Here is a 19,889-nt window from a genome sequence, read left to right as displayed (position 1 = left end):
TTGACGCAGGCAGCCGGGGAGGCCCAGGAGGTCCGCCGGAGCTTCGGGTTGCGCATGGTCGTGGCCGTGCTCGGGCTGGTCGCCACCTTCCTCACCTCGGTGCTCGCCGTCCGGGCGCTCGACACCCGCCCGGCCGCCGGGTTCCTCGCCATCCTCGGCGCGCTCATGCTCGGCCCGATGGTCGGCCGGCTCGGCCTCGGGCAGAGCGCCATCCGGGCCATCGCCGCCGCGACCGGCCCCGCGGCGGTCGCCGTCCAGGTGGTCGCCCACCTGCGCGCCGTCGCGATCCTGTCGCTGCTCACCGCCCCCGGCGTCGCCTGGCTGGCCACCGCCGTCGTGCAGGACGACCGCGGCCGGGTGGTGCTGCTCGTCGCGGCGATGATCGTGCTGGAGACCATCCGGCTCACCGTCAGCGACGTCTACGCCGCGCTCGGCCGCATCCCCTGGTCGGTCGCGGCCACCCACCACAGCCGCTCGATCCTCGCGCTGCTCGCGATGGGCGTCGTCGTGCTGCTGCAGGGCGGGGAGACCACCCTGCTCACCCTGCTCACCGTCTACGCGGTGGTCTCCCTGGTGCTGCTCGCCGTCGTGGTCGTGCGGCTGCCGCTGCGCTCGCGCGGCACCGGCCGCCGCTGGTGGGCGCCGATGCTCGCCGCCGTCGCCGCCGGGGCGTGGCTGTTCACCGTCGAGCTCGGCGCCTTCCTCGTCGGCCGCGGCGACGTGTGGCTGGCCGGCTGGGCCTTCGGCGCACAGGACGCGCTGCAGTACTCCACCGCCAGCGTGCTGGCCATGCAGGTGACCGTGCTCGAGGGGCTGGCCAACATCGCCATCGCCCCGGTCGCCGCCCGGATGTGGGCCGCCGGCGACCGGGCCCGGATGTTCCGGCTGCTGTCGGCCAGCGCCACGCTGAGCACCGCGGTCACCGTGCTCGCCGTCGCCGCCGCCTGGCTGCTCGGGCCGCAGGCCCTCGCCCTCTACGGCGACGGGCTCGGCGACGCCGCCCCCTACCTCGGCGTGCTGGCCACCGGCGGCCTGGGCATGGCCGTCTGCGGCTCCTGCGCGGTGCTGCTCGTGGTCACCGGCAACGGGCGGGCCGCCGCCGGCTCGGTCGCCGTCGCCATGCTCGTCGCCGTCCCCGCCGCGGTGCTCGCCGCCCGGCTCGGCGGGCCGCTGCCGCTGGCGGTCGCCAGCGCCGTCGCCACCGCGCTGCTGTTCGGCTCCTACGTGCTCACCTGCCGGCGGACCTTCGGCCGCGCCCCGCTGCCCACCCGGCACGTCAAGCGCAGCCTGCTGGTGCTCGCCGGCCGCGACCCCGAGGGCACCCCGGCCGGGCGGCCGGCCACCGACCCGGAGAGCGAGACCGTCGTCACCGGCGGGGGAGCGGCGTGAGGACCGTCTCGCTGACCAGGCCGACCCTGCGCCCGCCGGACGTCGGCCAGCGGGTCGGCGTGTGGTGGCTCAACCCGGTGGCGCTGGTCGGCATGGTCGCGCTGCCCACCACCTCGCTGGCCTACGCGATCGCCGACGAGCGCTACCGCGCCCTGTGGAAGACCCCCAAGGTGCTCACCCTGGACTGGACGCTGTGGTTCACCGTCGGGCTGCTGCTGTTCATCGGCGGCGCGCTGCTGCCCGCCGCCCGCGGCCGCGCCCGCCGGGTGCCGAACTGGCCGGCCCTCTCACCCGCCGACATCCGGCTGCTCACCCGCGCCGCCACGGTCACCTTCTGGCTGACGATGGTCGGCTACCTCGCCTTCCTCGCCGCCGGCGCGCGCGCGGGCATCTCGCCGAGCATCCTGGTCGACGCGCTGGTGGGGCAGCAGCTCTACGGCGTCGGCCTGCGCGAGACCCTCGGCACCGTCCCGGGCCTGACCACGACGACCCAGTTCGGCGTCGCCTTCGCCGTCGTCACCGGCGTGCTGCTGGTCGCCGACCCGGGCTCGCGCCCCCGGCACCTGCGCCGGCTGGCCGTCGTCTTCTTCCTCGCGCTGTGCCGGGCGTTCTTCCTCTCCGAGCGGCTGGCGCTGCTGGAGCTGCTCGTGCCGCTGCTCGTCGTGCTGGTCGCCGGGCTCTCCCGCAGCTCCACCGGCGCCCGCCGGGCCTCGTTCCTGCCCGCCGTGCTGGTGCCGCTGGTGGTCGGCGTCTTCGCCGCCTTCGAGTACTCGCGCAGCTGGGTGTTCTACAAGGCGCAGGGCGGGCAGTCGTTCCCGACCTTCGTCGTCGAGCGGTTCGCCGGGTATTACGTCACCGCCTACAACAACGGCGAGATCCGGCTGCTGCACCAGACCGACACCTCGCTGCCCTACGACCTGCTCTCCGCCTTCTGGACCGCGCCCGGGGTGGGCAGCCTGAACCTGTTCCGCACCCTCACCGGCGTCGACCAGGAGAGCTCCTACACCGACGCGCTCACCAACGCGGGCAACCCCGAGTTCAACAACACCGGCGGCGTGGTCGGCCCGTTCGTCGACCTCGGCCTCGTCGGCGGTCTGCTGTTCTTCCTGCTCGCCGGCATCGCCTGCGGGCTGCTCTACCGCTCGCTGCAGGAGGGGCGCACCTGGGGGCTGCTGCTCTACCCGGTCGTCGTGCTCACCCTCTTCGAGCTGCCCCGCTACCTCTACCTCTTCCAGGGCCGGGCCACCCCCGGCCTGATCGCCCTGGTCACCGTGGTCCTGCTGGTCCACCGCAACCGGCGACGACGAACCGGAGCCACCCTGTGACCCGCCCCCTGCGCTACCTCCTGGTGGGCACCCACGTCCCCGCCTCCGGCGCCGGCGGCGGCATGGTCCGCTACGTCATGGAGCTGGCCCGCGGCCTGGCCGCCCGCGACGACGTCGAGCTGCACGTGCTCGCCGGCGCCGGCGCCGAGGCGGCGTTCACCGGCATCACCGACCCCGAGCGGGTGCACACCCTGCCCGGCCGCGGCCCGGTCACCTCCGCGATCGAGCGGCTGGCCGGCGCCCGGGTCGGCGGCCGGATGGACGTCGTGCACGGCACCAAGCACCTGCTGCCCCGCGGGGTGCCCGGCACCGGCGTGCTCACCGTGCACGACATGCTCGCCCTCGACCGCCCCTTCGACTTCGGCCTGGCCAAGCGGCTGCTGGTGCGCGGGCCCTACCTCGCCTCGCTGCGCGCCGCCGACACGCTCGTCTGCGTCAGCGCGGCCACCCGCGACCGGGTCACCGCCTACCTGCCCTCGGTCGCCCCGCGCACCGTCGTCGTCCCGCACCCCGACGGCTCCAGCCTCACCGCCGTCGCCGCCGAGGAGGTGCCCGAGCTGGCCGGGCGCACCTTCGCCCTGGTGGTCGGCGACCCCTCGCCGCGCAAGAACGTCGGCCTGGTCGTCGACGCGTGGGCGCAGGTGCGGCGGTCCGCCCCCGACGCGGTGCTCGTCGTCGTCGGCCCGGACAGCTGGGGGCCCACCGACCGGGGCCGGGCCTTCGCGGCGATGGTCGCCGAGGGCGCCGTCGCCCCGATGGGCCACGTCCCCGACGCCCGGCTGCGCTGGCTCTACGAGCACGCCCGCCTGGTGCTGTGCCCCAGCCTCGCCGAGGGCTTCGGGCTGCCCGCCGCCGAGGCGCTCGCCTTCGGCGCCCCCGTGCTCACCAGCGAGGACCCGGCGCTGGCCGAGGCATCCGCCGGCCGCGCCGAGCGGCTGCCCGGCCGCCGTCCGGAGGTGTGGGCCGAGGCGGTGCTGGCGCACCTGCGCGCCCCCGCTCCCCGCGGCACCCCCGCCCCGGCCCAGCGCGGCTGGGCCGACGTCGTCGACGAGACCCTGGAGGCGGTGCGGCGTGCCGGAGCCCGCTGACGTCAGCACGATCCTCGCCACCCCCGTCTACGGGGAGGCCCTCACCGTCCTGCACGTCGCGCCCGGCGCGGCCGCGCCGCTGGCGGCCGAGGTCGCCCGGGCGCAGTCCGCCGCCGGCTGGACGGCGGCCCTGACCGACCGCCCCGCGGACGACGCCGACACCGCGGTGCTGTGGGGGCTGGCCGCCGGCGCCGCCCGCGACGAGCTGGCCGGCCGGCGGCCCACCGTGGTGGTGCTGGACGCCGCCGACGTGCGCACCGTGCTCACCCGCCCGGCCGCCTGGGCCCGCGAGCTGCGCCGGACCGCGGCCACCAGCCTGCTGCTGCTCCCCGCCGAGCTGGCCGAGCGCTACACCCGCTGGGGCCCGCCGGTGCCGCTCGCACACCGCCCCGCCGGGCTGCCCGCCGAGGCGGCGGTCACCGTGCTGTCGGCCTGGGTGGCCCGGGCCCACGCCTTCGGCCGGCGGGCGGAGACGCCCACCGGCTGACCGCTCACCAGCCGGTGCGGTCGGCCACCCCGGCGCCGTCGTCGCGCACGCCGATCAGCCGCACGGCGGTCGGCACGTTGGTCCAGAACGGCGCCTGCGCGCCGCGGGACAGCGCCAGCTCCGCCAGCGTCACCCGGGCCGCCGTGGCGCCCGGCTCGGCCAGCACCCCGACGTCCCAGGGGGCGCTGGTGCGGGTGCCGGAGATCGCCAGCCGGCGCACGGTGACGTCGGCGGTGCGCGTACCGAGGTTGCCGGCGTAGACGATCACCGCGCCGTGGTCCTTCTCCGGGTTGGTGTTCGCCCCGGACACCCGGCCGCCGTCGACCAGCACCCGCACCGACGGGTACGTCCAGTACGGGTCGCCCTCGCTGCCCAGGTAGACGCCGCCGGCGTCGGTGTCGCGCACGTCGATGTCGGTGTAGGTGATGTCGGTGCCACCGACCACGGAGATGCCCCGGCCCCAGGTGGTGCCGTTGACCCGCGGCGAGGTGATCCGCACCCGCTCCACCGGCCGGCCGTCGGCCTGGTAGGAGACCACCGCGACGCCGTCGTCCCCGGTGTTCGTGGTCACCGGGGAGACCACCCGCCCGTCGCGCGCGCCGCCGGTGACGTGCACGCCGTCGGCCCGGCTGTTGGCCACGGTGACCCGGTCGAGCAGGAAGCGCGCCGCCCCGTTGCCGACGTAGATGCCCGCCGCCGCCGCGCCGCGCACGTGCACGTCACGGAGCACCACGTCGTTGCCCGAGACGCGGACCTTCATCTGCTCGTAGGCGTGGAATCGCTGGGTCGAGGTGGGCAGGGCCAGGGTCAGCCCGGTGAGCGTGACCCGGTCGCCGGAGACGTGCAGCGCCGAGCGGGTCTCCTGCGTGGCGGTGAGCGTCGCGCCGGTGCCGACCAGCTTCAGCCCCGGCCGGGTCACCCGCAGCACGTCGGAGTGCAGGTAGGTCGCGCCCGGGCGGAACACCAGCGTGGTGCCGCTGGGCACGGTGTCGAACGCGCGCTGCAGCGCCCGGGTGTCGTCGCTGACGCCGTTGCCGACCGCGCCGAACTGCTCGACGGACAGCGACTGCGCCCCGGCGGCGACGACCGCCCCGCCGGCCACGGCCGCGCCGCCGAGGACGGCACCGGGCACCAGCGTGCCGGGCCGGGAGCTCCCGGCGTCGGGCGCGGTGGGTGGTTCGGCCGCCGGACCGGGGGCGGCGGGCTGCGCGGCCGGCGCGTCGGCCGGCGGCGCAGCGGCGTCGGCCGGGGGCCCGGCCGCGTCGGCCGCGTCGGCCGGGGACGCCGTGGCCGGCGGGGCGTCGGCCATCGGCACCTCCCCGGCGGGCGCCCCGGCATCGGGGACGGCTGCCCCGGGGACGGCAGGGGCCGGGACGGCCGCCTCGGGCGCCGTGGCGCCGGGGAGGGGGAGCGTGCTGCCCGGAAGGGCCACGACCGCGTCGCTGACCGAGGAGTCGCTGCCGGCGGAGGCGCTGCCGCCAGGAGCCGGCGACGTCGTCTGCCACCAGACCGCACCGCTGGCGACCGCGGCGGCGACCGTCACCGCGACACCCGCGCGCACCGCGCCCCGGACCGGCCGGCGTCCGGCGGCGGGCGACGGGTGGGAGAGGGCAGCGCGGAGCGCGGTCACGGGGCCTCCTACAAGGCGGTGACGTGCGCGGCGGTGGCCGCGTACGAGGTGCCGGCGGAGAACCGGGTGGTTGCGACGCTACGGCCGATCGTGCCCTCCCGTGCGGCGCACGCGGGATCGAGCAGGCGTGTCGTGACCGCTGTGGCGAGTGCGCGGACGTCGAAGGGCGCGACCGCCGTGCCGGCGCCGGCCAGCGAGGAGCCGATCCCGGCGACGTCGAAGCCGACCACGCTGCGCTCCGAGGCCATCGCCTCCATCGCCACCAGGGGCAGCCCGGCCTCCCAGCGGGAGGGCACCGCGACGACGTCGGCGGCGGCGTACCACTGCTCCAGCTGCTGGCCGGCCACGACGGTGACCGACCCGTCGGCGCGGGCGCGCAGCTCCGCCTCGTCCGGGCCGGAGCCGACCAGCACCAGCCGCGCGCCGGGGACGGCGGCGCGCACCGCGGGCCAGGCGTCCAGCAGCAGGTCCTGGCCCTTCTGCCGGGCCAGCCGGCCCACGCAGACCACCGTGGGCGCGGACGGGTCGGGGAACGCCAGCTCGCGTCGGGCCGCCGCGCGGTCACCCGGCGTCCAGCGGGCGGGGTCGACGCCGTTGGGCACCACCACGGCGCGGCCGGCGATCCCGGCGGCGCGGCCGGTGGCCAGCTCGGCCTCGCTCACGTTCAGGGTCAGGTGGGTCCAGCGCTGCGCGGCGCGCTCCCACCGCAGGCAGGCGGCCTGCACCGGCCCGGTGACCGCCTCGAACGACCACGCGTGCGGCTGGAAGACCGTCCGCCGGGAGCCGCGCAGCGCCAGCCGGCCGGCCAGCCCCGCCTTGGAGCTGTGCAGGTGCACCAGCTCCGGGTCGCTGGCCCGGACCACGCCGCGCAGCGCCAGCGTCTCGGCCGGCACGGTCGGCCCGGGGGACCGGGTGACCCGCCAGGGGAACAGCCGGGCACCGGCCGCGCGCACCTGGTCGGCGAGCCAGCCCTCGGGCGGGCAGGCGACGGCGACGTCCCAGCCCCGCGCGCGCTGATCGGCCACCAGCCCGGCCACGACCCGGGCGACCCCGGCCTCCACGGGCTGGCTCACGTGGAGCACCCGGAAGGGGGTCCGCTGAGCTGGTGCGTCGACGTCGAGGGTGCCCAGAGCTGCGTTCACGCCGCGAGGCTGCACCGGCAGCGTGCCCAGCGCGCCGAGCGCGGACGAACATCAGGCGAACACTCTCGGTGACGGATCTCACGTCATGGCCAGCGGGTGGCCGCGAGTTGACCTGGCCGTTCCCTCGCCTGCGTGCCGTGACCCTGCGTGGTCGGACTCTCAAGCCTGCGTGTGGGAACGGGTGACGGTCACGCTGCGTTCGTGGCCGGCCCCGTGCCGGGCGCTCACGTTCGGTGGGCACGCCGGGCCGATCGTCCGTAGGTTGGCCTGGTCGGTCGAACAGCGCGGTTCCCGGCGGACCCCGCACGTGCTCGCGAGCCGTGCTCTCCCGACCCGCCCTGGGGGGCTGCTCCGTGTCACTGCTGGACAGCGCAGACGAGGTGGTCACCGCACGCCCGTCGACGACGACCGGGAACCGCCGCCGGTTCTCGACCCCGCGGCTGCGGGGCGAGGGCACCGCCGCCCGCCGCGCCTGGCAGTCGACGTACGTCCGCCGCCTCGTCGCCGGCGACCTGGTGCTGGCCTTCGTCGCCGCCTGGTTCGGCCGGCTGCAGCCGGAGACCGGCCCGCTCGCCGACAACGGCACCCCCTGGACGCTGCTGGTCCTGCCCGTGGTCTGGGTGGCCGCGATGACGCTGGCCCGCACCTACGAGCAGCGCTTCCTCTGGGTCGGGCCCGAGGAGTTCCGCCGGGTCTTCTCCGCCGCGGTGCTGCTGCTGGCCGCCGTCGGCACCTTCTCCTGGGCCTTCAAGCTCGAGCTCGCCCGCAGCTTCGTCGTCGTCGCGCTGCCGCTGGCGACCGCGCTGACCCTGCTGCACCGCTACCTGGAGCGGGTCTGGGTGCACCGCCAGCGTGCGCACGGCCGCTACCAGCAGACCGCCATCCTGGTCGGGCACCGCAACGGCACCGCCGAGCTGCACGCCCAGCTCGAGCGGCAGGCCCGGCACGGCCTGCGGGTCATCGGCGTCTGCCTGCCCAGTGCCGGTCCCGACCGCGAGGTCTTCGACGGGCTGCCGGTGCTCGGCGACTTCTCCGAGATCGTCGACGTCGTTCGGGCCTACGAGGTCGACACCGTCGCCGTGCTGCCCTCCCCGGAGCTCGACGGCGCCGCGCTGCGCCGGCTGGGCTGGGAGCTGGAGACCACCGAGGCCGAGCTGCTGCTGGCCCCCGCCGTCACCGAGGTCGCCGGCCCGCGGGTGGGCATCCGACCGGTCAACGGCCTCCCGCTGCTGCACCTGGAGCGGCCGGAGTTCCGCGGCATCCGCCGGGTCACCAAGGACGTGTTCGACCGCTCCATGGCCTTCCTCGCCATCGTCGTCCTGCTGCCGGTGCTGGTCGCGCTGGCCCTGGCGGTCAAGCTCACCAGCCGCGGGCCGGTGTTCTTCCGGCACGAGCGCATCGGCCGCGAGGGCACGCCGTTCCACGTCCTCAAGTTCCGCAGCATGGTCCCCGACGCGGACGCGAAGATGGCCGAGCTGATGGCGCAGAACGAGGGCAACGACGTCCAGTTCAAGATGAAGCGCGACCCGCGGGTCACCTCCATCGGCCGGGTCATGCGCCGCTACTCCCTCGACGAGCTGCCCCAGCTGTTCAACGTCCTCGGCGGCACCATGTCGCTGGTCGGGCCCCGGCCGCACGTCACCCGCGAGGTCGAGCAGTACGGCTACGACATGCGCCGCCGACTGCTGGTGAAGCCCGGCATCACCGGGCTGTGGCAGGTCAGCGGCCGGTCCAACCTCTCCTGGGACGACTCGGTGCGCATCGACGTCCGGTACGTGGAGAACTGGTCGCTCACCTTCGACCTGATGATCCTGGGCAAGACCGTCGGCGCCGTCGTCCGCGGATCGGGTGCCTACTGACCCACCGGCCGGTGCCCGCGTCGTCCTGACCGGGCTGCTCCGCTGGGCGAGCGCGGCCCTGGTCGCCGCGGTGCTCACCGGCTTCGCGCTCCTGCTGGTCACCGGCCGCTACCGCAAGGAGGGGCCGGTGGTGCTGGCGCTCAGCACGAACCACGGCCTGCACGCCGGCGACCTCGTGGTGCTCGCCGGCTGGGCGGTGTCGCTGGTCGCGCTGCTGGTGGTCACCGTGCTGCCCGCCCACCGGCGGGTGCCCCGGGACGCCGGCACGGTGGTGCCGGACCACGGTACGGGCCGGGTCGGCACGCCTCGCCCCGGAGCCGTGCTGCCGGGCGGGGCGCGCGCAGCCGGTCCGCGGGGACGTCACCCGCAGTAGCGTGCGGGGCCCCCGCCCACGGACCGGAAGGAGAACGGGGAGCCGGCCGCCGGCCCGGCTCGCCGACACCCGCATGCTGTCGCTGCTCGCCGAGCAGCTCGAGGCCGCCCGCGAGCGCCTCGAGCCCGCTGTCTTCGACTACTACTCCGCCGGCTCCGGGCAGGAGGTGACCGTCGGGGAGGCCGAGGCGGCCTGGGGTGCCTTCCGGCTGCGACCGCGGGTGCTGCACGACGTCTCGACCGTCGACCTCGGGGTCGAGCTGCTCGGCGCCACGGTGTCCTCGCCCTTCGTCGTCGCCCCGATGGCCTTCCACGCCCTCGCCCACCCCGACGGCGAGTGCGAGACCTTCGCCGGCGCAGGCAGGGCCGGTGCGCTCGGGATCCTCTCCACCCGGTCGTCCCGGCGGATCGAGGAGGTGGCCGCCTCGGCCCCCGCGCCCTGGTGGTTCCAGGCCTACGGCATGCGCGACCGGGCCCTCACCCACGCGCTGGTGCGGCGGGCGGCCGACGCCGGCGCCGGCGCGGTCGTGCTGACCGTCGACACCCCCTACGTCGGGCGGAAGGGCAGGGTCAGCGGGGTCCGCATCTCGGTGCCGGACGACCACTTCCTGATCAACCTCGCCCAGCACCTGCTGCCGGGCACGGTGGCCCGGGAGGCGGCCGAGCAGGACCCGTCGATGACCCCGGCCGTGATCGCCGAGCTCGCCGAGGTCAGCGGCCTCCCCGTGCTGGTCAAGGGCGTGCTGCGCGGCGACGAGGCCGTGCGCTGCCTGGACGCCGGCGCCGCCGGGGTCATCGTCTCCAACCACGGCGGGCGGCAGCTGGACCGGGCGGTGCCCAGCGCGCTCGCGCTGGCCGACGTCGTCACGGCGGTGGCCGGCCGCGCCCCGGTGCTGGTCGACGGCGGGATCCGCACCGGCACGGACGCGCTCCTGGCGCTCGCCCTCGGCGCCGACGCGGTGCTCGTCGGCCGCCCCGTGCTGTGGGCGCTGGCCGCCGGGGGAGCCGACGCGGTCGCCGCCGCGCTGGAGGCGCTCGCGGCCGACCTGCGCCACGTCCTGGCCGTCGCGGGCGCCGCGCGGATCGCCGACCTCGACGCCAGCATGGTGACGCAGATGTGAGGCCTCTTGCACCCGCGGTCAGCAACGCTCGGGGCGACGGAGCAGCGATGTCACCCGATCGCGGACCCCGCACTTCCCAGTCGTCGGGGCCGGACCCTAGGTTCCACCGTCGACACACACCTCGAGGAGGTCAGATGAGCGAGTACCCGGACGTGACGCCGGCCGACATCCCGGTCGTGATCCTGTGCGGCGGGATGGGCACCCGGCTCCGGGAGGCCAGCGAGCAGCTGCCCAAGGGCCTGGTGGACATCGGCGGGCGGCCGGTGCTGTGGCACATCATGAAGACCTACAGCCACTTCGGCTTCCGGCGCTTCGTGCTCTGCCTGGGCTACAAGGGCGACATGATCAAGGAGTACTTCGTCGACCACCGGGCGCGGATGAACGACTTCACGCTCCGGATGCGCGGGAACCACGAGCTGGAGTTCCACACGAACGTGGCCGAGGAGGACTGGGAGATCACCTTCGCCGAGACCGGTCTCACCACCGCCACCGGCGCGCGCATCGCCCGGGTGGGCAAGTACCTGGACTCCCCGCGGTTCGCGCTGACCTACGGCGACGGCATCGGCGCGGTCGACCTGGCGGCCACGCTGGCCGCGCACACCGCCTCGGGCAAGCTGGGCACCCTCACCGGCGTGCACCCGGCCGGCCGCTACGGCGAGATGGTGCTCGAGGGCGACGCGGTCACCGCGTTCAACGAGAAGCAGTCGCAGACCGGCTACGTCAACGGCGGCTTCTTCTTCTTCGAGCGGGAGTTCGTCGACCGCTACCTGGACGCCGACGCCGTCGAGGAGATGCTCGAGCACGCGCCGCTGCAGAAGCTGGCCCGCGACGGCGAGCTGGGCGTGCACCGGCACGAGGGCTTCTGGATGGGCATGGACACCTTCCGCGACTGGAAGGAGCTCAACAGCCTCTGGGACGCCGGTCAGGCGGAGTGGAAGGTCTGGGCCGACTGAGCCCGGGGGGGGGGGGGCGCCCCGGGGGGGCGCGGCCGCCCCGCCCGCCGGCCCCGCCCCCCCCCCCCGCACTCCCCCCCCCCCCCCCCCCCCCCCCCCCCCCCCCCCCCCCCCGGCCGGCGGAGCGCCAGCGCGCGGCAGGGAGACGCCTCGGCGTGCACTCCGGGTAGGTGCCGCGGCACACAGCGTCAGCGATCAGCTACGCGGAGTGGCCGCCAAAGGGGACACGCTCCCGGAGCCCTGTCACGGAGCGCCCCCCGATCGGGTGATCGTCACCCTCAGTCATCCGAAGGGGGGAGATGCGCGGTAGCGTCACCCACCCAGCGGAGACGACGTGAGGACGAACGTGCGCGTACTGGTCACCGGCACCGAGGGGTACCTCGGCTGTCTCACCGCACAGGAGCTGCTCCGGGCAGGCCACGACGTGGTCGGGGTCGACACCGGTTACTACAAGCACGGCTGGCTCTACCCCGGCCTGGACCGCGTGCCCGAGACCCTGGCGCTGGACATCCGCCGGCTCGGCCGCGAGCACCTCGACGGCGTCGACGCGATCGTGCACATGGCGGAGCTGTCCAACGACCCGATCGGCGACCTGATCGGCGACATCACCTACGACATCAACCACCGCGGGTCGGTGCACCTGGCCGAGCAGGCGAAGGCCGCCGGGGTGTCCCGGTTCGTCTACATGAGCTCCTGCAGCGTGTACGGCGTGGCCGAGGGGGTCGTCGACGAGAGCAGCGAGGTCTCCCCGCAGACGTCCTACGCCCGCTGCAAGGCGCTGGTGGAGCGGGACGTCTCGGCGATGGCCTCCGACGACTTCTCCCCGACGTTCCTGCGCAACGCGACCGCGTTCGGTGCCAGCCCGCGGATGCGCTTCGACATCGTGCTCAACAACCTCTCCGGCCTGGCCTGGACGACGGGCAAGATCGCGATGACCAGCGACGGCTCCCCGTGGCGGCCGCTGGTGCACGCCCTCGACATCGCCAAGGCCATCCGGATGAGCCTGGAGAGCCCCCGCGAGCGGGTCCACGGCGCGATCTTCAACGTGGGCAGCGAGGCCAACAACTACCGCGTGCGGGACATCGCCGAGATCGTCGCCGCCGAGTTCCCCGGCTGCGAGCTGACCTTCGGCGACCCGAGCGCGGACAACCGCAGCTACCGGGTGGCCTTCGACAAGATCCGCGACGTCCTCCCCGGCTACGACACCGACTGGGACGCCAAGGCCGGCGCCGCCCAGCTGCACAAGGTGTTCCGGTCGATCGACATGGACGAGGCCACCTTCACCGGCCGCGGGCACACCCGGCTCAAGCAGATCGAGTACCTGATGCGCACCAAGCAGGTCGACGACGAGCTCTACTGGACGGCGCCGTGAAGTACACCCCGCAGGCCGTCGACGGGGTGTTCCTCGTCGACATGGAGCCGCACAGCGACGACCGCGGGTTCTTCTCCCGCTCGTTCGACACCACCGAGTTCGAGCAGCACGGCATGCGGCCCGAGGTGGCCCAGTGCAACGTGTCGTTCAACCACCGGGCGGGCACGCTGCGCGGCCTGCACCTGTCCCTGCCCGGGCACCCGGAGGCGAAGTTCATCCGCTGCACCCGCGGGGCGATCGTCGACGTCGCCGTCGACGTGCGGCCGGACTCCCCGACGTACCTGCAGCACGTGGCCGTCGAGCTGACCGCGGACAACCGGTCGGCGCTCTACCTGCCCCCGCACCTGGCGCACGCCTACCAGACGCTGACCGACGACACCGAGGTGCTGTACATGGTGAGCGTCCCGTACGCCCCGGGCGCCGAGATGGGCTTCCGGTACGACGACCCGGCCTTCGGCGTCTCCTGGCCGCTGCCGGTCTCGGTGATCTCGGACAAGGACGCCTCGTGGGCGCCCTTCGACGCCGAGGCCAACGCCGAGCGCTTCGCGGCGGGGGTGCCGTCGTGATCGTGGTCGACTCGCTGCTCGCGCAGCGGCAGGCCGAGGGCCGGCCGGTCGGGCTCGGCCTGGTCGGCGCCGGGTTCATGGCCCGGGGCCTGATCAACCAGGTGCTCAACAGCACCCCGGGGATGCAGCTGGTCGCGGTCGCCAACCGGACCCCGGCCAAGGCCCACGAGGCCGTCACCGGCGCCGGGGGGTCGCCCGCCGCCGCGGAGAGCGCCGCCGACATCGACCGGCTGGCCGACGCCGGTCAGGTCGCGGTGACCGACGACGTCACCCTGCTCACCGCGAGCGACCGGGTGGACGTCGTCGTCGACGCGACCGGCGCGGTCGCCTTCGGCGCGGAGCTCGCGCTGTCCTGCTTCGCCGGGGGCAAGCACCTCGTGCTGCTCAACGCCGAGGTCGACGCGACGCTCGGGCCGCTGCTCGCGACCAAGGCCGACGCGGCCGGCGTCGTCTACACCGGGGCCGACGGCGACCAGCCGGCCGTGCAGATGAACCTGATCCGGTTCGTCCGGCAGATCGGCCTGCGCCCGCTGGTGGCCGGCAACATCAAGGGCCTGCAGGACCCGTACCGCAACCCCACCACCCAGGAGGGGTTCGCGAAGCGCTGGGGCCAGGACCCCTGGATGGTCACCAGCTTCGCCGACGGCACCAAGGTCAGCGTCGAGGAGGCGCTGGTCGCCAACGCCGCCGGGTTCAGCGTGCACCGGCGCGGGATGCTCGGGCGCGACCACCGCGGCCACGTCGACGAGCTCACCGGCATGTACGACGTCGAGGAGCTGCGGGCCCTCGGTGGCGCCGTCGACTACGTGGTCGGCTCGCAGCCCGGCCCGGGCATCTACGTCCTCGGCGAGCACGACGACCCCAAGCAGCGGCACTACCTGGAGCTGTACAAGCTGGGCACCGGGCCGCTGTACAGCTTCTACACGCCCTACCACCTCTGCCACTTCGAGGTGCCGATCACGGTGGCCCGGGCGGCGCTGCTCGGCGACCCGGCGATCCGCCCGGCCGGCGCCCCGCAGGTCGACGTCGTCACGGTCGCGAAGACCGACCTGCTGGCCGGTACCGAGCTGGACCGGCCGGGCGGCTACCACTACTACGGCGAGGCCGAGCGGTCCGACGTCACCCACGCCGACCGGCTGCTGCCGCTCGGTCTGGCCGAGGGCGCCCGGCTGTTGCGGGACGTCCGCAAGGACGAGGTCATCGGCTACGCCGACGTGGAGCTGCCCACCGGCCGGCTGGTCGACCGGCTGCGGGCCGAGCAGGACGAGCTGTTCTTCGGCAGCGCCGCGGCCACCGCCGGGCGGCCGGCCGCGGCCGGCCAGAGCTGACGGCGCCGGCCGGGGCCCGCGGGGCCCCGGCCGGCGGAGCGGTCAGGAGGCCGTCGAGGCCGACGCGCCGCCCGGTGCGGCGGCGCTCTCCTCCGACTCCAGGATCGAGATGAACTCGTCGGCCATCGACAGGTGCCGCCGCAGCCGGTGCCGCCGCTCGTGCGCCGCCGCCACGAACTGCTCGAGCACCGAGCGCAGCTCCGCGGGCTCCGGCCGCGCGGCCGCCCGGGCGGCCCGCAGGCCGCTCACCACCTGAAGCAGCTCGCGCATCTCCTCCACGGAGAAGCCGAGCGGCTTCATCCGCCGGATCACCATCAGCCGCTCGAAGTCGGCCTCGCTGTAGAGCCGGAAGTTGCCCGCAGTCCGGGCCGACGGCATCAGCAGCCCGATCTCGTCGTAGTGCCGGAGCGTGGGCAGGGAGATCCCGGCACGGGCGGCGAGCTCCCCGATGCGCATGAGCCGTTCTTCCGGCACCCCGACCTCCACGACTCCCGTCGGCCCCCGGCGGGACCGACCCCGTTCACCCCGTCGGCGCCCGCGTCACCGCGGGTGCTCGCCCTCGGATGCTCACCCTCGGGTGCGGGAGCGGGGCCGGTGCGGAGGTGCCTGCGGATCAGCCGTCGAAGAAGCTGTTCACGAGATCCTCCCAGCCCGGGCCCGCCTCGCCGCCCCCGACCTCCTCCGGAGGGGGGAGCGGCGCCGGCGCCGGTGCGGAGCTGGGTGCTGCGGTGGTGCTCGCCGGCTCCTCCGGGACGGGCTCCTCCGCCGGCGGCTGGGAGGGCGGGGGCTCCTCGGTGGGCGGGGAGGCGACCGGTGGCTCGTCCGGGACGGGCTCTTCCGTGGGCGGCTGGGCAACCGGGGGCTCCTCGGTGGGCGGGGAGGCGACCGGTGGCTCGTCCGGGACGGGCTCTTGCGCGGGGGGTTCGCTGACGGGCGGGGTGGTGACCGGGGCCTCGGTGACCGGCGGGGCGGGCACGGGTGCGGCCGGGCCGCTGCCGGGCCCGGCGTCTGGGGCGGTCGGCAGTACCGGGGCGCCGGAGCCCGCCGCGCCGGGGCCCGTGGGCGCCGATGCGGTCGTCCCCGGGGCGGTCGGGGCGCCGGGCACCTCGCGGCCGCCCGTGCCCGGGCCCGGGGAACCGGTGGCCGGCGGGCGCGGCCGATCGGCGTCGGGCAGGGACGCCCACGTGGGGAGCGGCGGCCGGGCCACCACCGGTCCCTGCGTCGGTGCGCCGTCCAACGCCGGGTCGGCGTCGTCGCCGGAGGTCGTGCCCACCAGGGACGGGTCGGCAGGCTGGCCATCGGGCGCCCCCCCGGGCACCCGCGCCCCGGTGTCCCCGCCGGCCGGGCGCGGAACCTCGCCGGACTCCGCGGCGGTCGCCCGGACCGGGTCGTCGGCGGGCAGCACCCCCAGCAGCAACCAGCCCCCGGCGGTGAGCGCGAGCCCCCCGGTCACCAGGTGCCGGGCCGCGCTGCGCCGCCGGGGCTCCAGCCGGGAGGCCCGCAGCGGCGCCAGGAGGACCACCGCGCCGACGAGCGCGCAGATGCCGAGGGCCACCATCGCCGGCCCGATCCCGGCGGTCACCGCGAGCAGGACCAGGGCGCCGAGCCCGCACCCGGCCAGCGCGTCGGCGGCCGGGCCGCGCTCGGCCCAGCGCGGGCCGGTGCCGGGGTGCGGGGGACGGCGGGCCACGGGGGCCTCCTCGGGTCTGGTTCGTCCGTGCGATCCGTCACCCGAACGGGTGAACGCGGGGCCCGATTGTGGCGGTGGGCACCCCGAGCGCGCTCGGGGAGACCGCTGGGGCGGAGAGCCGTTCGCCCTGGGTCGCCTCCAGGTGACGCTGCGTTCGCGTCGAGGCCTTCCGGGTACCGTCGCCGGCGGTGCGGCATCACCCGGCGGGGCGAGCAGCCGGGCCTCTGATTGACCCTCTGCGGCGCCTCGGGCAGAGTCGAGCAGGCTTCGACCACCCGGGTCGGGTGCTTGAGGAGGGCAGACGCTCGATGACCGACACGGCGACGACCACCGACATCCCGGGCGGCGAGGACTCCCAGCCGCTGGTGACCGTCGTCATCCCGGCCAAGAACGAGGAGCGGTCGATCGGCGGCTGCCTCGACTCGGTCCTCGCCCAGGACTGGACGAACCTCCAGGTCATCGTGGTCGACGGCGCGTCCGACGACGCGACCCCCGCCATCGTCGCCGAGTACTCCGCGCGCGACCCGCGGGTGGAGCTGCTGACCAACCCGGCCGGCGTCATCCCGGTGTCGCTCAACCTGGCCGTCGGTCAGGCCAAGGGCGAGTGGCTGGTCCGCATCGACGCCCACGCGAAGGTCCCGTCCGACTACGTCCGGCTGGCCGCGCAGCACCTGATGACCGGCCGGTTCGGCGGCGTCGGCGGCCGCAAGGACGGCGTCGGCCGTACGCCGGCGGGCAAGGCGGTGGCCGCGGTGATGGCCTCCCGGTTCGGGGTCGGCGGCTCCACCTACCACTACGGCACGGCCCCCACCGAGGTCGAGCACGTGCCCTTCGGCGCCTACCCGGTCTCGGTGATCCGGGCGCTGGGCGGCTGGGACGAGCAGCTGCGGGTCAACCAGGACTTCGAGTTCGACCACCGCGTGCGCGAGGCGGGCCACACGATCCTGTTCGACCCCGCCCTGCACATCGACTGGGAGTGCCGGCAGTCGATCCGCGACTTCGCCAAGCAGTACAAGCGCTACGGCGGCGGCAAGGTCAACGTGGCCCTCAAGCACCCCGAGTCGGTGCGCCCCCGGCACCTGGCCGCGCCCGCCCTCGTGGTGGAGTGCGCCCTGGCCGCCGGTGCGCTGCTCGCCGGCCGCCCGCTCCGCGCCGCCGCGCTGATCTCCCCGTACGCGGCGGCCCTGGCCGTCGCCTACCGGGCGACGGCGCCGAAGGTCGACCCCGAGGCCCGGCGCTACATCGTGCCGGCCTTCCTGGCCATGCACCTGGGCTGGGGCGTCGGTTTCTGGCAGCAGCTGGGCCGGCGTGCGCAGTCAGCCGTCCGCGACCGGCACAGCTGATCGGCGGGGGGGGGGGGGGGGGGGGGGGCCCCCCCCCCCCCCCCCCCCCCCCCCCCCCCCCCCCGGTCAGCTCCCGGTGAGGGCGTCCCGCACGAAGGCCCGGTAGGGCGTCTCCAGGTCCTCGGCGCCCAGCCGCCGGGCGGCGTCCCGCAGCCCGGTCAGGCGGCCGGGCAGCTCCGTCAGGGCCCGGCCCAGCGCGGCCGGGTCGTCGGGGCGGACGAACAGGGCGGCGTCGCCGTAGGTGTCGCGCAGCAGCGGCAGGTCGCTGGCCACCGCGGGCAGCTGCCAGCGCCGGCCCAGCGCCGCCATCCCGGAGTTGTCGATCCGGCGGTAGGGGAGGGCCAGGACGTCGGCGGCGGACAGCAGCTGCGCCATGCGCGCCTCCTCCAGCCAGCCGGGCTGCAGCGTCACCGCGGCCCCGATGCCCAGGGCCCGCACCAGCTCCGGCAGGTCCTGCTCCGGCGAGGGGCGACCGGCCATGAGCACGTGCACGGGGAGGTCGGGCCGGACGCGGCGAGCCTCCGCGAGCGCCGTGAGCAGCACGTCCGGCCCCTTGTAGGGGTACAGGTACCCCAGGAAGGCGACCAGGACGGCGGCGTCGGGCACGCCCAGCTCCTCGCGGACCCGGCGGGCGTCCGCCGGCCCGAGGGCGACGGCGCCCGGGGCGATGTCCGGTGGCGGGAAGGGCAGCCGCACCGCGGGCAGCCCGTGCCCGGTGGCCCAGCCGGCCATGGCGTCGGTGTGCACGACCACCGCGTGCGCCCGCCGGGCACTGGCCAGCACGGCCGCGGAGTCGCCCGAGCTGCCGTGTGGGGCACGGTTGTGCACCGTGGCCACCACGCGCGCCCCACCGCGGCGGAGCGCCTCCACCAGCAGCCGCTCGTAGCCCGGCCGGATCCCCAGCGGCACCCAGGCGACGTCGCCCCGGCGCACCGAGCGCACCGCGCGGAGCAGGCCGGTCGCCGCGGCCCGTGCCTTCGCCACCGGGCTGTCGGAGCCCCGGGGGAACCAGACGACCGACCGGCCGGCCAGCCCGTCGACCGGACCGCCGTCGGTGGTGGCCACCACGGTGTCGCCCACCGGGCCGACGAGGTTGGCCACGTCGACGGCGTACCGGCCGATGCCCCCGTGGCCGTACTGCTCGACGAGCCACAGCCGGGGGCCGCGCTCCCGCTCGGGAGCGGTCATCGGTCGGTGACCACGCGGCCGGCCACCGTGGCCCGCGCGGTGACCAGGCCGACCGCGTACGCCCAGTGCTCGCGCGCCCGCCGCCGGTTGCGCAGCGCGAGCTGGCCGACGGTGCGCAGCGCGTAGCCGAAGGCCATCAGGGCGCTGATCGCCGCGGCCCGTGCCGACGACTGGTGGTGGCGCACGTAGCGGGTCAGCGAGGCGCCGCGCAGGCGCATCATCTCCAGCGACGGCGCGCCGGAGCCGCCGGAGCTGCCGTGCACCCCGACGTCGGAGCGCATCCGCTCGTACATCCCGTGCTCGCGCGCCCGCCGGCCGAAGGCGACGTCCTCGCAGTAGACGTAGTACCGGTCGTCGAACCCGCCCAGCTCGGCGAAGGTGGACCGGCGGATCGCCATCACCGCGCCGCTGACCCAGTCGACGTCGAGCTGCTCACCGGCCGCCGGCCGCGCGAACGGGCCGACCCGGGGCAGCACCTTGTGCAGCCCGACCGCGAAGGCGGCGGCCCGCAGCGGGGAGAACTCCCAGCCGGCCACCCCCAGCCGCGGCCGGCCGTCGGGGTCGACGAGCACCGCCGCGCTGGCCGCGCAGCGCGGGTCGGCGATCACGTCGCCGGCCAGGGTGGCCAGGTCGGCCGCGGTGGGCCGGGTGTCGGGGTTGACGAAGACCAGGACCTCGGAGGTCGCCGCGTCGGCGCCGGCGTTCGCGGCCCGCGCGTACCCGACGCCACCGCCCACCAGGTACTTGCCGTTCGGGCGGGCCGCCACCACGTCGGGCAACCCGTCGCTGCCGTCGGAGTTGTCGACGACGATCACCGGCAGCTCGGCGGGGAGGCCGGCGAGCAGCTCCTCCACCAGGGCGCGACTACGGTAGGCAACCGTCACGACCGTCAGATCGGGGGCGTTCTCCGCTGCACGGGCCACGCGTTGTCTCCTCCCCGGCGGGCGAGGGAACCCACCGCTGTCACTGTGCGTAATACGCTCGGGTCAACGTACCTGGTGCCGGCACGAGTCAGACCGCAGCCGAGAGCGGTTCA

Annotated in this window: 18 protein-coding genes; 12 read left to right on the top strand and 6 right to left on the bottom strand. The window is 75.8% G+C overall.

Annotated elements, in window-relative coordinates; genetic code table 11:
* From ACI783_RS08175 to ACI783_RS08160, 4 genes are read left to right on the top strand one after another with little or no spacing between them, the layout of a single operon-like run.
* Entirely contained in the window at positions 1-1,389 is a 1,389-nt protein-coding gene (locus tag ACI783_RS08175) for a lipopolysaccharide biosynthesis protein (RefSeq protein ID WP_457139971.1), read from the top strand.
* Positions 1,386-2,714: a hypothetical protein gene (locus tag ACI783_RS08170; RefSeq protein ID WP_457139970.1), complete on the top strand. Its 1,329-nt coding sequence runs from the start codon at positions 1,386-1,388 to the stop codon at positions 2,712-2,714. Before ACI783_RS08175 ends, ACI783_RS08170 begins: the two co-directional genes overlap by 4 nt.
* A complete protein-coding gene (locus tag ACI783_RS08165) occupies positions 2,711-3,802 on the top strand; it encodes a glycosyltransferase family 4 protein (RefSeq protein ID WP_457139969.1) in 1,092 nt (363 codons plus the stop codon). Before ACI783_RS08170 ends, ACI783_RS08165 begins: the two co-directional genes overlap by 4 nt.
* On the top strand, positions 3,786-4,289 hold the full coding sequence (locus ACI783_RS08160; protein ID WP_457139968.1) for a hypothetical protein: 504 nt from the start codon (positions 3,786-3,788) through the stop codon (positions 4,287-4,289). The genes ACI783_RS08165 and ACI783_RS08160 overlap by 17 nt, the downstream gene beginning before the upstream one ends.
* Positions 4,290-4,293: 4 nt before the next feature.
* On the opposite strand, the gene ACI783_RS08155 is transcribed toward ACI783_RS08160, so the two are convergent.
* Both ACI783_RS08155 and ACI783_RS08150 read right to left on the bottom strand, forming a co-directional pair.
* Positions 4,294-5,919, bottom strand: a complete 1,626-nt coding sequence (locus tag ACI783_RS08155) for a glycosyl hydrolase family 28-related protein (protein ID WP_457139967.1) — start codon at positions 5,917-5,919, stop codon at positions 4,294-4,296.
* Positions 5,920-5,927: 8 nt separating this feature from the next.
* Complete coding sequence (locus tag ACI783_RS08150) at positions 5,928-7,061, bottom strand: glycosyltransferase (RefSeq protein WP_457139966.1); 1,134 nt, start codon at positions 7,059-7,061, stop codon at positions 5,928-5,930.
* 353 nt (positions 7,062-7,414) lie between these two features.
* Between ACI783_RS08150 and ACI783_RS08145 the strand changes: the two genes are divergently transcribed.
* The 7 genes from ACI783_RS08145 to ACI783_RS08115 all read left to right on the top strand — a co-directional run bounded on the left by ACI783_RS08145 (position 7,415) and on the right by ACI783_RS08115 (position 14,632).
* Positions 7,415-8,920 (top strand): sugar transferase, encoded by a 1,506-nt coding sequence (locus tag ACI783_RS08145; protein ID WP_457139965.1) that lies wholly within the window; start codon positions 7,415-7,417, stop codon positions 8,918-8,920.
* A complete protein-coding gene (locus ACI783_RS08140) occupies positions 8,910-9,293 on the top strand; it encodes a hypothetical protein (RefSeq protein WP_457139964.1) in 384 nt (127 codons plus the stop codon). The genes ACI783_RS08145 and ACI783_RS08140 overlap by 11 nt, the downstream gene beginning before the upstream one ends.
* A 73-nt stretch (positions 9,294-9,366) precedes the next feature.
* Positions 9,367-10,413: an alpha-hydroxy acid oxidase gene (locus ACI783_RS08135; protein WP_457139963.1), complete on the top strand. Its 1,047-nt coding sequence runs from the start codon at positions 9,367-9,369 to the stop codon at positions 10,411-10,413.
* 134 nt (positions 10,414-10,547) lie between these two features.
* A complete protein-coding gene (locus tag ACI783_RS08130; protein ID WP_457139962.1) occupies positions 10,548-11,366 on the top strand; it encodes a sugar phosphate nucleotidyltransferase in 819 nt (272 codons plus the stop codon).
* A gap of 346 nt (positions 11,367-11,712) precedes the next feature.
* Positions 11,713-12,738: an NAD-dependent epimerase/dehydratase family protein gene (locus ACI783_RS08125; RefSeq protein ID WP_457139961.1), complete on the top strand. Its 1,026-nt coding sequence runs from the start codon at positions 11,713-11,715 to the stop codon at positions 12,736-12,738.
* Entirely contained in the window at positions 12,735-13,304 is a 570-nt protein-coding gene (locus ACI783_RS08120; protein ID WP_457139960.1) for a dTDP-4-dehydrorhamnose 3,5-epimerase family protein, read from the top strand. The genes ACI783_RS08125 and ACI783_RS08120 overlap by 4 nt, the downstream gene beginning before the upstream one ends.
* Complete coding sequence (locus ACI783_RS08115; protein WP_457139959.1) at positions 13,301-14,632, top strand: NAD(P)H-dependent oxidoreductase; 1,332 nt, start codon at positions 13,301-13,303, stop codon at positions 14,630-14,632. The genes ACI783_RS08120 and ACI783_RS08115 overlap by 4 nt, the downstream gene beginning before the upstream one ends.
* Positions 14,633-14,674: 42 nt before the next feature.
* Here ACI783_RS08115 and ACI783_RS08110 read toward each other — a convergent pair whose 3' ends face one another.
* Both ACI783_RS08110 and ACI783_RS08105 read right to left on the bottom strand, forming a co-directional pair.
* Positions 14,675-15,088, bottom strand: coding sequence for a MerR family transcriptional regulator (locus tag ACI783_RS08110; protein ID WP_457139958.1), 414 nt, complete (start codon positions 15,086-15,088; stop codon positions 14,675-14,677).
* A gap of 157 nt (positions 15,089-15,245) precedes the next feature.
* On the bottom strand, positions 15,246-16,322 hold the full coding sequence (locus ACI783_RS08105; protein ID WP_457139957.1) for a hypothetical protein: 1,077 nt from the start codon (positions 16,320-16,322) through the stop codon (positions 15,246-15,248).
* Positions 16,323-16,630: 308 nt separating this feature from the next.
* Here ACI783_RS08105 and ACI783_RS08100 point away from each other — a divergent pair, with 308 nt between their 5' ends.
* Positions 16,631-17,665 (top strand): glycosyltransferase family 2 protein, encoded by a 1,035-nt coding sequence (locus ACI783_RS08100; protein ID WP_457139956.1) that lies wholly within the window; start codon positions 16,631-16,633, stop codon positions 17,663-17,665.
* A 66-nt stretch (positions 17,666-17,731) separates the two neighbouring features.
* Here the strand turns inward: ACI783_RS08100 and ACI783_RS08095 are convergent, their stop codons facing one another.
* Positions 17,732-18,853: a glycosyltransferase family 4 protein gene (locus ACI783_RS08095; protein WP_457139955.1), complete on the bottom strand. Its 1,122-nt coding sequence runs from the start codon at positions 18,851-18,853 to the stop codon at positions 17,732-17,734.
* A complete protein-coding gene (locus ACI783_RS08090) occupies positions 18,850-19,776 on the bottom strand; it encodes a glycosyltransferase (RefSeq protein ID WP_457139954.1) in 927 nt (308 codons plus the stop codon). The genes ACI783_RS08095 and ACI783_RS08090 overlap by 4 nt, the downstream gene beginning before the upstream one ends.
* Positions 19,777-19,889: the final 113 nt, after the last annotated feature.

It is taken from the genome of Modestobacter sp. SYSU DS0511 (assembly GCF_054050755.1).
Note: the sequence above shows the minus strand (reverse complement) of the source record. Positions and strands in the feature narration are given on the sequence as shown.